Consider the following 12,988-nt stretch of genomic DNA (forward strand, 5'->3'; position numbering starts at 1 on the left):
ACCAGGCCCCGCTTCGGCGGGGCCTTTTTTTGGTTCCAGGAAGCCTTCGGTAAAGCATTGATGCAGAAGCAGCAAATGCACTACGAAAGAATGCCCTTCATATCGCCATCTTTTGAAACACTCCAAAACAATTGGCGTTAGTCATTGATATATCGCCATTTTTCAGGCAAAAGCCCGATTGACGAAATGACGATCGTGTGTTCCCTGCGTTAAGTGCGTGTTACGGTCCGGCTGAATGGAATGCAACTGAACAGATCGTTAAGCCGACACGGAAGCCGGTAGCCAAGACATCGCTCACTACGGGGATTTTCCATGTCTCGCCATCGTTCCACACTCTCGCGCCACCCACTGACGCTCGCCCTGCTCGGCACACTGCTCGCCTCCGGCACGGCCCTGGCGCAAAGCGGCAACGCACCGACCCAGCTTGACCGCGTGACGGTCACCGGTTCGCTGATTCCGCAGACCGAGATCGAGAACCACACACCGGTCCTGACCGTGACCGCAGAGGACATCCAGACCCGCGGCTTCACCAGCGTTGCCGATGTCCTGCAGCAGTCCTCGCTGTCCACTGGCGGCCTGCAGGGTGGCCAGACCTCGGCCTCGTTCACCCAGGGCGCCGAAGCCGCCGGCATGTTCGGCCTCAGCCCGGGTTACACCAAGTACCTCATCAACGGCCGCCCGATGCTTTCATATCCGGCGCTGTACAACGGCGGCGATACGTTCAACAACATCAGCGGCATTCCGATCGACATCGTCGAGCGCATCGAGATCCTGCCGGGCGGCCAGTCCTCACTGTATGGCTCCGATGCGATCGCTGGCGTGGTCAACATCATCCTCAAGGAACGCATGGATGGTGGCGTCCTCAACGTCCGTGGCGGCGCCTACAGCGAAGGCGGCGGCAACAGCTTCCGCTTCAGCGGCGCCCGCGGCTTCAATGGTGTCGATGACCGCTTCCACGCGCTGGTCAACGTGCAGTACGAAAAGACCAGCCCGATCTGGGGTTACCAACGCGATCTGACCAAGGTCAACAACCCCGACGGCTACAGCCCGCAGTACGTTTCCAACGACTTCCTGGTGCTGCTGCCGGCGGCCAACAACGCCTACGCCATGATGGATCCGAACCTGTGCGCCAATGTGGCCGGGCAGTTCGATGGCACCACGGTGCTCGGCACCCGGCCCACCGGCCAGGCATGTGGCTCGACCTATGGCACCGGCTACAAGACCATCAAGAACGGCAAGGAAAGCGCGCAGATCTACAGCTCTGCCACCTTCGACGTGAATGACAATTTCCAGCTGTTCGGCGATGCGCTGTACAGCCTGGAAGAGGTCAAGTACGCAACGGGTTCCGGCTACACCTGGTGGGGCACCTCTTCCGGTTGGGGCCGCTTCTACGACCAGGCCAGCGGCCAGTACATGAACCTGCAGCGCGTGTTCGCCCCGGAAGACATCGGCGGCGCCGGCTACCGCGACATCATGAACACCGACCGCAACAAGGCCTATCAGGTGACGCTGGGCGGCCGCGGCACGGCCGGCAACTGGGACTACAGCCTCAGCTTCACCCGCGGCGAGTACAAGCTGACCGAGCGCAACTTCGTGCGCTGGAATGACCCGATCAACGATTACTTCGAACAGCGCGTGCTCGGCCCGGTGCTGGGAACCACCAGCACCGGCTACGACATCTACAGCCCGAACTGGGAAGCGTTCTACGCGCCGCTGCCGGCCGGTGACTTCCAGACCTTCACCGGCTACAGCTACAGCCAGAGCCGCACCTGGCAGAACCTGGCCCGTGCACAGGTCACCAATGGATCACTGTTCAAGCTGCCCGGCGGCGACGCCGGCCTGGCCGTGGTCGTTGAAGGTGGAAGCGAAGGCTGGGACTACAGCCCCGATCCGGGCCTGATGGATGGCAGCGTCTGGGGCACCACGGCGGTCTCCGGTGCTGGCCACCGCAGCAACTATGCGGTGACCGGTGAACTGCGCCTGCCCCTGCATGACATGCTGACGGTGACCGGTTCCGGTCGCTACGACGCCTTCAAGATCGGCAGCAACACCGTCGACAAGTCCACCTACAGCATCGGCATCGAGTTCCGTCCGATCGAAAGCCTGCTGTTCCGCGGCAAGTACGGTACGGCGTTCCGCGCTCCGACCCTGTCCGACGCATTCCAGGGCCGTAGCGGCTACTACGCCAACGGCTCCACCGACTACTACCGTTGCGGCCAGTTGGGCTACGACCCGGCCAACACCACCGGCTGCCCGTATGACAGCGTCTCGGTGTTCGGCACCCGCGCCGGCAACCCGGACCTGGAACCGATCACCGCCGACGTCTGGAATGCAGGTGTTGTGTGGGCACCGATCAACAACCTGTCGCTGTCGGTGGACTACTACAACTGGAAGATCAAGAACGAGGTCGATACGCTCAGCTCCGACCAGCTGCTGCTGGCCGAGTACTACTGCCGTGGCGGCCAGGCCAACAACACCTCGGCCAGCTGCCAGAACGTCAACGACTGGATCACCCGCGATGCGTCCGGCGTGCTGGACGAGATCTACACCCCGAAGATGAACGTCGCCCGCCAGAACCTGGAAGCGCTGACCGCCAGCTTCAAGTACGTGCACGACATGGGCCGCTTCGGTTCGCTTCAGTTCTCGGGCAACTACACCGACATGCTCAAGCGCGAACTGCAGCCGCAGCCGGGCGATGAGTTCCTGGACCTGCTGCGTGACCCGTACGCGATGTGGGTGTACGACTCGTACGCCAAGGTGCGCGCCGATGGTTCGGTCGGCTGGGCCAAGGACAAGTGGACCACCACCCTGTACGCCAACTACATTGGCAAGACGCCGAACTACATGGCGTACGTGGGCAATGGCTACGACTACGTCCACAGCTCCGGCTACAAGGCAGGCAAGTGGGGCTCCTACACCACTTACAACCTGAGCGTGAACTACCGTGCGTTGGACAACCTGACCCTGTCGCTGATGGTCAACAACGTGTTCAACAAGATGCCGGACAACCAGCGCTTCAGCTTCGCCGGCACCAGCGGCCAGCCGTACAACAATTACCTGTACAACGCCTACGGGCGTGCCATCTATGTGCAGGCCAAGTACGAGTTTGGCGATCACTGATCCAGGCCCTTGCCGCACCAAAGACCCCGCCCCGGCGGGGTCTTTTTTTGCTTGTCGTCCCTCCAGGGCGTGACGCGCGCCCGGGCATTCACGCCAAGTTGACTGGATTCACGTCTTCGTTCATCTTCAGGTCATATTGATGTGCCCGCCACAAGGACCCTGCCGACCATGGAACTGCGCTTGTCCCCCGCCCGCCTTGGCGCCGCCGCACTGGCGGCGCTGTGCATTGCCCCTGCCCTCGCAAGCCCTCTGCCAGCCGAGGATTTCGCCAAGATCCCCACCATCCAGTCGGTCACCATGAGTGCCGACGGCAAGCAGCTGGTCGCGATCGTCGCCGCGCCCGGCAGCGACAACAGCGATACCGCCCTGGCCAACTGGAACCTGGATAACCTCGGCGCCGGTCCGGTCGCCATCACGCCATCCGGTGACCGGATGAAGTTCATCGCGGCAAGCGCACTGAAGGCGGGACGCAACCTCGTCATCGGGCGCCAGGAATGGACAGGCAAACTCGGCGGCTGCGGTGAAGGCAACAGTACGGGAGCCACCAAGACCTTCCTGACCAAGGCCTACCTCACCGACGCCACCCAGACCAAGTTCGACGAGGCGTTCGCCAACAACACCCGCACGCTCGGGGTCAGCCCCGAGACCCTTCGCTGCCTCGAACTTGCGGGTACCGCCTCGCTCGTCCATGGGCTGCCGCTGGATGCAGACAGGGTCATCATCAGCCAGCTCAATGAGGCCACGCTGCAGGCCAACTACTACCGCTTCAACCTGCGCACGGGCCAGACCGAACTGCTGTTCAAGGGCAGCTCCCGCACGTCACCCGGCCTGTTCCATCCCCGCACAGGTGAAGTCCTTACCCAGACCCAGGTCGAATCCGCCGGCTCCGACGATTTCGAACAACGCATTCTGATCAAGAACAGCGCCGGCCAGTTCGAAGTGCACGCCCCCCTGACCACCCGACTGAGCGAACGCTATACGGTGGAAGTCGTCGGCATAGACGATGACAGCGGCAAGCTGTACGTGCTGACCGACCAGTTCTCGGATCTGGTGCAGGCGCGACTGTACGATCCTGCCAAAAAGGAGTTCGACAAGGAGCCTCTGGCCGCCCATCCCTCCTTCTCGATCAGTTCACTGATCCTGGGCACGCGCAAGAGCAACTTCAACCAGGTCCTCGGCTTCTATATCGACGGTCCGCAGCGACAGGCCGTGTACGTGGATCCGCAGATGAAGGCTCTGCAGGAGGGCCTGCAGAAAGCCTATCCCGGCCTGAGCATCTACATCACCGGCTACAACGACGACCTTTCGCGCGTCCTGTTCACCACGGAAAGCAACCGCAACCCGAAGAGCTACTTCATCCTGGCCGATCGCAAGGATGTCGTGCCACTCGGCAATGAGCGCCCCTGGGTGGACAGCAAGCAGATCGGTGAACAACGCTGGGTGACCTACACCGCACGCGATGGGCTGCAGATTCCAGCGATTCTGGATCTCCCGCCGGGCTGGAAGCAGGGCGACGGCCCGCTGCCGGCACTCGTTCATCCGCACGGCGGGCCGTGGGCACGCGACTACACCGGCTGGGATGAATCCGGCTGGGTGCCGTTCTTCACTTCGCGAGGCTACGCCGTGTTGCGCCCTCAGTACCGCGGCAGCGCCGGCCTTGGCCGCAAGCTCTGGCTGGCAGGTGACGCCGAGTGGGGCCAGAAGATGCAGGACGACAAGGATGACGGCGCCGCCTGGCTCGTCTCACAGGGCATCGCCGCCAAGGACCGCATCGCGATCTTCGGCTATTCCTACGGCGGCTTCGCGGCTGCCGCCGCGACAGTGCGCAGCCCCTCCCCCTACCAGTGCGCCATCGCTGGCGCCCCGGTCACCGATCTTGGCCGGCTGGGCACCTCCTGGAGCCAGAACCGCCTGCAACGCATTCTGCAGGGGCGCACGGTGAAGGGCATGGACCCGATGCAGAACACTGCGAAGGCCACGATTCCTCTGCTGACCTTCGTCGGCGACCGTGACGTACGCACGCCGTCCTTCCATGCGAGGAACTTCTACAACGGCGTACAGGGCAAGGTCCCAGCCCGGTTCGAGCTGATCCCCGACATGCCGCACAGCATGCCGTGGTACCCCGCGCACTTCCGGACGACATTGACGCTCATGGCCGACTACCTGAGCAAGGATTGCGGCCCCGGCGGCCTCTGATCCCTCCCCGGGCACCCTCGCTTTCACCAAGCCCCTGTCGGCCAGGCAGGGGCTTTTCCGTGCTCCAAATACTGAATTTCCCTATAACAACAGCAAGTTAAGATATTTTAATATTCATGTTGCATTTACTTTACGCGACTCATACACTCCATTAACCGAAGCATAACAAGTGGGGATCAAAACGAAATGCGCAACGCCAACCGCCAATCAAAGCCAAGCCGCGTCCCGTTGACTCTTGCTGTGCTGGCCTGCCTGCAGGTCGCACCGGCTCTGGCCCAGGAATCCACCCAGCAGGAAGCAAAGGCGTCAAGCAGCTCAAGCGCTTCCACCCGCGCAACCGATCTTGACAAGGTTACGGTCACCGGCTCCCTGATCCGCCGTGCGGACTACGAGACCACTTCGCCGGTGTTCACCATCAACGCCGAAACCAACGCGAAGCAAGGCCAGGTCAACGTGGCCGAGTTCCTGCAGAAGTCGGCCATCGGTTCGGCCGAAACCCAGATCACCCACCAGTTCGGCGGCTTCGTCGTGGACGGCGGCACCGGCGTACAGACCGTGTCGCTTCGCGGCCTGGGCGCCAACCGCACCCTGGTGCTGCTCGATGGCCAGCGCCCCGGCCCGGCCGGTACCCGTGGCGCCGTCGGCGCCTTCGACCTGAACGTCATTCCCACCGCCATCCTGCAGCGTGCCGAGATCGTGAAGGACGGTTCGTCCTCGATCTATGGTTCCGACGCCGTGGCCGGTGTGGTCAACCTGATCACCAAGAAGAACATCGAGCGCCCGGAGCTGACCGTTACCGGCCGCGTCCCGACCGAAGGCGGCGGTGAAGTGTTCTCGGCGTCGCTGGCCAATGGCTGGAACTTCGAGAAGGGCAGCATCATCGCTGCCGTCGAGTGGTATCAGCACAACGAGCTGACCCGCGGCGACCGCGACTTCCTCAACTGCAGCAACGACCTGGTCAAGGACGCCGACGGCAACCGCATCGACCGCGAAGATCGTTCGCTCAATGCCGGTACGCCGCTGGCCAACTGCGTCAACATGCTGCACAACGTGGTCGACATCGGCAGCACCCGCTATGTGCCGTCGGGTGATGGCACCACTGTCGGCCCGCTGCCGGGCTACCGCCCGCGCAAGACCCAGAGCTACGCGCGCGGCCAGGCCTTCTTCGATGAGCCGGTGAACTTCGCGCGCTGGGGCCAGGGCCACATCATCAACAAGCAGGAGCGGAAGACCGCCTACGTGGCCACCGACTTCGGCTTCGATTCGGTCAACTGGAAGACCCAGTTCCTGTTCAACCGTCGCGAAACCGAGACGTTCTCCTGGCGCCAGTTCTTCCCGTATGCCTACATCCCGGGTACCGAGATCGTCGCCAACCCGGTGATGCTGTTCAAGTCCCAGCAGGATGTCACCGTCGATTACTTCTACGCCGCCACCAAGCTTGACGGCCTGTTCAAGGGCACCGACACCTGGGCGTGGGAAGTCAACGCGAACTTCAGCCACTCCAGTGGCAAGTACGGCAATCTGGCCATCCAGGCCTCCAAGAGCGGCGACCTGGACTACACCGACGCGCCGCCGGCGGTGAACTACTTCGACCCGGACTACCTGAGCGGCCGCAAGGTCGACGAGCTGGTCGACAAGCTCGGTGCGTGGGACTGGGGCAAGACCACTTACAAGCAGGCTACCATCAACGCCGTCGTCAGCGGCGACCTGTTCGAGATGCCGGCCGGTGCGGTCGGTTTTGCGGGCGGCCTGGAATACCGCTATTACTCGCTCAACGACCAGCCGAGCGAACTGTCCCGCACTGGCGACATCTGGGGCTCGTCCTCGGCTGATGTGACCAAGGGCAACGACAAGGTCAAGGAAGCCTTCGTCGAGTTCGACGTGCCACTGCTGAAGGGCCTGCCGGCGGTGGAATCGCTGAGCCTGAACGCCTCGGGTCGCGTGTTCAAGTACGACAACGTTGCCGATTCGGACAATGTCTGGAAGGTCGGCCTGAACTGGCAGGTCATTCCGTCGCTGCGTCTGCGCGGTTCGATCGGCACCTCCTACCGCGCGCCGGGCCTGTATGAGCTGTACCTTGGCAACGAGACTGGTTTCTTCCAGCAGGCGAACGATCCGTGCGTACGCTGGGGTGAAAGCTCCAATACCAATTACCAGGCCAACTGTGCGGCCGCAGGTATCCCGGCCGACTATGCCGGCGGCGGCAGCAGCGGCACGGTGTACCGCCAGGGCGGTGGTAATTCGCTGATTCCGGAAACTTCGCGTGCGAAGACCGCCGGTATCGTGTTCACCCCGACCTTCGCCAACCTGAGCGTGGCCATCGATTACTTCGACTACGAAGTGAGCAATGAAATCGCGCAGCTGGGCAGCACCAACGTCATGCGTGGCTGCTACGGCGGCACGGTGTACCCGAACAGCTACTGCGATCTGCTGACCCGCAATCCGGCCAGTGCTACCCAGCCGTATGCGGTGACCCAGATCCAGAACAAGTTCATCAACATCAACAAGCAGCGCACCCGTGGCTACGATCTGACCGCAAACTTCGACCACGATTTCTCGTTCGGCAAGTTCTCGGCCGAGACCCAGGTCACCTACACGATCGAAGACACCCAGGAAGTGTTCTCCAGCGCAGCTGCGAGCGGCCTGGAATCCTCGGAGCTGCTGGGTGACATCGGCCGTCCGAAGGTGGTGGGCAACCTGGCGCTGAGCCTGACCCGTGGTGACTGGTCGTACAACTGGCTGACCACCTACATCCACAAGACCGAAGACATCGATCTGAGCCCGGTGTTCACCTACCAGGGTCGTCCGAACTCCTATCGTGACATCGTGGCCGACTCGCGCATCTACCACACCGCTTCGGTCAGCTACGCGCAGGCCGATTGGGAAATCCTGGTGGGCGTCAGCAACATCTTCAACAAGACCCCGCCGTTGGTTTCCATCGGTGTCGCCGATTCCCGCTACGGCAACGTACCGGCCTTCGCCACCCAGTACGACTACTACGGCCGCACCCCGTTCGTGCGTCTGAAGTACAAGTTCTGATCCACGCCTTATCGCAGTACCCCGACAGACCCGGCTTTTGCCGGGTCTGTCTTTTCCGGCCCACGAAGCGGCCCCCTTGCGCCCGGCCATGACCTTCGACACCCTTGCAGGGCAGGCCGGCGGCGTATTGTTCGGCCCACGGCCGTCCCCGCGGCCCTTCCCTGACTCACTCGGCCTGGAGGCCATCAAAGTGACCCGTACTCCCAAGATCGTGCTGCTGACCCTGGCCGTTTCGGCCGCGCTGGTCGGCTGCGGCAAGAACGAAACCCCGGCCAAGGATGCCACCGCCTCCACGCCGGCTGCGGCCGAAGCCACCAACTACACGCTGGACGAGAGCAAGCTGCCGGCCTACAACGCCTTCCAGCCCAGCGATCTGGATGCCAGCAAGGACGCCTGTGGCGCCTTCGGCGACTACGTGAACAGCAAGTGGCTGGCCGCCAATGAAATTCCGGGCGACCGCACCAGCTGGGGCGCGTTCACCATCCTCGACGAGCGTTCGGTGGCCGTGCAGCACCAGCTGGCTGAACAGGTCGCGCAGGTCAAGAACCCGAACCATATCGAGAAGATCGTCGGCGACCTGTGGGCCACCGGCATGGACGAAGCCAAGATCAATGCCCAGGGCATCGAGCCGCTGAAGGCCGACCTGACCGCGATCGACGGCCTGCAGGACAAGGCGGCCATCGCCGACTACCTGCGCAGCAGCGCGGCCAAGGGTGACAACGTCCTGTTCGGCTTCGGCGCCGAAGCCGACTTCAAGAACTCGGCCGTCAACCTGGCCTACGCCAGCCAGGGCGGCCTGGGCCTGCCGGACAGCACCTACTACACCGATGCCAAGAACGCCGACAAGCTGAAGGCCTACCAGGCGCACGTCGCCAAGGTGCTGGAGCTGTCCGGCGTCGCCGCTGCCGACGCTGCCAAGCAGGCCGAGGACGTGGTCAAGTTCGAGACCCGCCTGGCCAAGGCCTCCAAGTCGCGCGTGGAGCTGTCGCGCAACGTCGAGCTGTACTACAACCCGGTCACCCTGGCCGACGCTGACAAGCTGACCCCGAACTTCAGCTGGACCGAGTTCTTCAAGTCGCAGGGCGTAGCCGCGCCGGAGAAGTTCTCGCTGGCCATGCCGGCCTTCCATGAGGAAGTGAGCAAGGCGCTGGGCGATACCGATCCGTCGGTGTGGCGCGCCTACCTGCGCTTCCACACCGTGGACAGCGCCTCGCCGTACCTGGCCGATGCCTTCGTGCAGGAGAACTACGAGTTCTACGGCAAGACCCTCAATGGCCAGAAGGAACAGAAGCCGCGCTGGAAGCGCGTGCTGGGCACCATCGAGAACGACGCCGGTGAAGCCTTCGGCCAGCTGTACGTGAAGGTTGCCTTCTCGCCGGAAGCCAAGGCGAAGATGGAAGAGCTGGTGAAGAACCTGGCCGCTTCGCTGAAGGAACGCATCCAGGGCCTGAGCTGGATGAGCGATGAAACCAAGGCCAAGGCCATCGCCAAGTGGGAAACCTTCACCCCGAAGATCGGTTACCCGGACAAGTGGCGTGACTGGGCGGGCCTGCAGACCCAGCGCGACAGCTACCTGGGCAATGTGCGCGCAGCCAGTGAGTTCAACTACAAGTTCAACCTGTCCAAGATTGGCAAGCCGGTGGACAAGACCGAGTGGGGCATGACCCCGCAGACGGTCAACGCCTACTACAACCCGCTGCAGAACGAGATCGTGTTCCCGGCCGCCATCCTGCAGCCGCCGTTCTTCGATCCGAAGGCCGACGACGCACTGAACTATGGCGGCATCGGTGCGGTGATCGGCCACGAAATGACCCACGGTTACGACGACCAGGGTGCACGCTTCGGGCCGACCGGCAACATGGAAGACTGGTGGACCGCCGCTGACAAGAAGAACTTCGAAGGCTTGACCGGCAAGCTGGTCAAGCAGTTCGACCAGTACAAGGTCGACGGCCAGGCCGTGAACGGTCACCTGACCCTGGGCGAGAACATCGCCGACCTGGGCGGCCTGGCTACCGCCTACGACGCCCTGCAGAAGGCGTCCGCCGGCAAGGAAGATGCAAAGGTCGATGGATTCACCCGCGACCAGCGCTTCTTCTTCAACTGGGCCACCGTGTGGCGCACCAAGTACACCCCGGAAAACGCCAAGGTCCGCCTGGCCACTGACCCGCACGCGCCGGCGCAGTTCCGAGCCATGGGTGCGCCGTCGAACCTGCCGACCTTTGCCGCGGCCTTCCAGTGCAAGGCCGGTTCGCCGATGGCCCGCGCCGGCGAGCAGCAGGTGGTGATCTGGTAAGCCCTGGCTGATGCCAAGGTAGACCTGCAGAGGCCCGGGAATTCCCGGGCCTTTGTTTTTTGCGGCGCCCGTCATCCACGCATGGCGTGGATCTGCCGCGCCTGTGCAGGCCCACGCCGTTGGTAGATGCCGACCTTGGTCGGCGTATGGCACGGCGGAGCCACCGTGATGCGTGCATGCGGTGTCGATGCCACACACCCGGTAGCGCCGGGCCATGCCCGGCGGATGCGCCGTGATGCGTGCATGCCGCGCCCATGCGCGGCTTGCTATAGTGCGCGCGCCCTCAATCCATCACGGATTCGTTCCACATGCCCAATTTCCGTCCGCTTGCCATCGCCCTGGGCATCAGCCTGGCGACTCTGGTCCCGACCCACGATGCCTTCGCCGCCAAGAAAAAGGCCGCGCGTGCCCCGGCTGTCAGTGCCCAGTGCAGCGACTTCTACGACGCCACCAATGCCGGCTGGCTGAAGGCCAACCCGGTGCCGCAGACCGGCGCCACCACCGCGCTGGGCCAGCTGGTCGACCGCAGCCGCCAGCAGCAGCGTGAACTGCTCGACGCAGCGATGAAGGCGCCGCAGGGCAACGTGCAGAAGCTGCTGGGTGACTTCTGGGCCAGTGGCCTGGACGAAGCGGCCGTGGAAGCAGACGGCTCCAACCCGATCGCCCCGCTGCTGACCCGCATCAACGCCATCAAGAAGGCCAAGGATGTGCCGGCCTCGATCGCCGCACTGCACCAGGTCGGCATCCCGGTGGCATTCAACTTCGGCCCCGACGTCGATCTGAAAGCGCTGGACCGTCACATCGGCTACTTCATGCAGGGCGGCATGGGCCTGCCGGATCCGGCGTTCTATACCCGTACCGACGCCGACACCGTGGCGCTGATGGGCCGCTACCGCAACTACGTCAAGCAGATCCTGGCACTGACCGGCACCCCGGCGGCCAAGCTGGATGCCGAGTCGCAGGCGGTGATCGCGCTGGAAACCGAGCTGGCACGCAATGCGCAGTCGCTGGCCGGCATCAACAACCCGTTCAACAACTACGCGCCGATCTCCACCAAGGAGCTCAACAGCCGCTACCGCAACCTGCAGCTGGATGCCTTCCTGAAGGCACAGGGCGTGGATGACGACTTGGTCTCGCTGGCCGACCCGGGCCTGTTCAAGCAGCTCGACGGCATGGTCACCAAGCTCAAGCCGGACCAGTGGAAGGCCTACCTGCGCTGGCGCGTGGGCGACTCGATGGCACCGTACCTGTCCAAGGCCTACCGCGATGCCGAGTTCGAATTCCGCGGCCGCGTGCTGCGTGGCGAAACCCTGCCGCCGCAGCGCTGGGAAGACGTGCTGGAGGCGATCAACGTAGCCGCTGGCCCGATGGTCGGTCGCGAATACGCTGCCCGTTACCTGTCCGCCGAAGATCGTCGCCAGGCGGCGTGGATCGTCGACAAGGTGCGCGAAGTGCAGATCGAAGCGGTCAAGAACAGCAGCTGGATGAGCACCGAAGCCAAGGCCGAAGCGCAGGCCAAGCTGGCTGCGCTGAAGATCGAGATCGGCACCCCGCTGCGCGACCTCGACTACAGCGTGCAGCCGATGGGCCGCGGTTCGTTCGGTGGCAACATGCTGATTGCTTCGACCTGGCGCCATCGCGAGGAAATGAAGCGCATCGGCAAGGGCAACGCCGACCGTCGCTGGGACGTGCTGCCGCAGCAGCCGTCGCTGGCCTACGATCTGGCCCAGAACCGCCTGATCGTCACCGCCGCGATCCTGCAGGGCCCGGTGTTCAACGCCAAGGCCGACGCTGCCGACAAGTTCGGCAGCTTCGGTGGCCTGGTCGGCCATGAGCTGACCCGCGCGATCGATGCCAAGGGCGCGCTGGTCGACGCCAAGGGCGAGCTGCGCAGCTGGTGGACCCCGGCCGACAAGACCGCCTGGACCCTGCTCGGTAACCGCGTAGCCGCGCAGTACAGCGCCTACGACTTCCCGGGCGTGAAGGGTGCCAAGGTCAACGGCACGCTCACCCAGGAGGAGAACCTGGCCGACATCGCCGGTCTGGAACTGGCCTGGGCGGCGTATGTCGCGCAGGAGCCGAAGGCCAAGCAGGCCCAGCAGCAGGGCTTCTTCCGCGCCTGGTCTGCGCTGTGGGCGCAGCAGCTGGCGCCGAACGAGGCCGTACGCCGCCTGACCGCCGACATCCGTGCACCGGGCCTGTGGCGCAGCAACGGCACGCTGGCCAACCTGCCGGCCTTCGGCGCCACCTTCAGCTGCAAGGCCGGCCAGCCGATGCAGCGCAGTGAAGCCGAGCAGATCAAGGTCTGGCGCTGATCCAGCTGTCACACGGGTAATGCAG

5 protein-coding genes are annotated in these 12,988 nt (G+C 63.7%); all 5 read left to right on the plus strand.

Going from position 1 to position 12,988, the window contains the following annotated elements; all coding sequences use genetic code 11:
* The first annotated feature begins 312 nt into the window (after window positions 1–312).
* The 5 genes from ACSYS9_RS17290 (at window position 313) to ACSYS9_RS17310 (ending at window position 12,963) form a co-directional block, all read left to right on the plus strand.
* Window positions 313–3,120, plus strand: a complete 2,808-nt coding sequence (locus tag ACSYS9_RS17290) for a TonB-dependent receptor domain-containing protein (protein WP_071228766.1) — start codon at window positions 313–315, stop codon at window positions 3,118–3,120.
* Window positions 3,121–3,288: 168 nt separating this feature from the next.
* Window positions 3,289–5,316 (plus strand): alpha/beta hydrolase family protein, encoded by a 2,028-nt coding sequence (locus tag ACSYS9_RS17295; RefSeq protein WP_049423805.1) that lies wholly within the window; start codon window positions 3,289–3,291, stop codon window positions 5,314–5,316.
* Window positions 5,317–5,502: 186 nt separating this feature from the next.
* Window positions 5,503–8,355, plus strand: coding sequence for a TonB-dependent receptor plug domain-containing protein (locus ACSYS9_RS17300; RefSeq protein ID WP_071228723.1), 2,853 nt, complete (start codon window positions 5,503–5,505; stop codon window positions 8,353–8,355).
* Window positions 8,356–8,545: 190 nt separating this feature from the next.
* On the plus strand, window positions 8,546–10,648 hold the full coding sequence (locus tag ACSYS9_RS17305; protein WP_049398732.1) for a M13 family metallopeptidase: 2,103 nt from the start codon (window positions 8,546–8,548) through the stop codon (window positions 10,646–10,648).
* 308 nt (window positions 10,649–10,956) lie between these two features.
* Window positions 10,957–12,963 carry a M13 family metallopeptidase gene (locus ACSYS9_RS17310; protein ID WP_049460715.1) on the plus strand — a complete coding sequence of 669 codons (2,007 nt, stop codon included), beginning with the start codon at window positions 10,957–10,959 and terminating at the stop codon, window positions 12,961–12,963.
* The last annotated feature ends 25 nt before the right edge of the window (window positions 12,964–12,988 follow it).

The organism is Stenotrophomonas sp. STK17_22 (assembly GCF_051983905.1).
In the GTDB taxonomy this organism is placed as follows: domain Bacteria; phylum Pseudomonadota; class Gammaproteobacteria; order Xanthomonadales; family Xanthomonadaceae; genus Stenotrophomonas; species Stenotrophomonas maltophilia_A.

What these genes read in the sequence shown, in the direction of transcription:
- ACSYS9_RS17290 (WP_071228766.1), top strand. Translation starts at nt 313, where the DNA reads ATGTCTCGCCATCGTTCCACACTCTCGCGCCACCCACTGACGCTCGCC.
- ACSYS9_RS17295 (WP_049423805.1), top strand. Translation starts at nt 3,289, where the DNA reads ATGGAACTGCGCTTGTCCCCCGCCCGCCTTGGCGCCGCCGCACTGGCG.
- ACSYS9_RS17300 (WP_071228723.1), top strand. Translation starts at nt 5,503, where the DNA reads ATGCGCAACGCCAACCGCCAATCAAAGCCAAGCCGCGTCCCGTTGACT.
- ACSYS9_RS17310 (WP_049460715.1), top strand. Translation starts at nt 10,957, where the DNA reads ATGCCCAATTTCCGTCCGCTTGCCATCGCCCTGGGCATCAGCCTGGCG.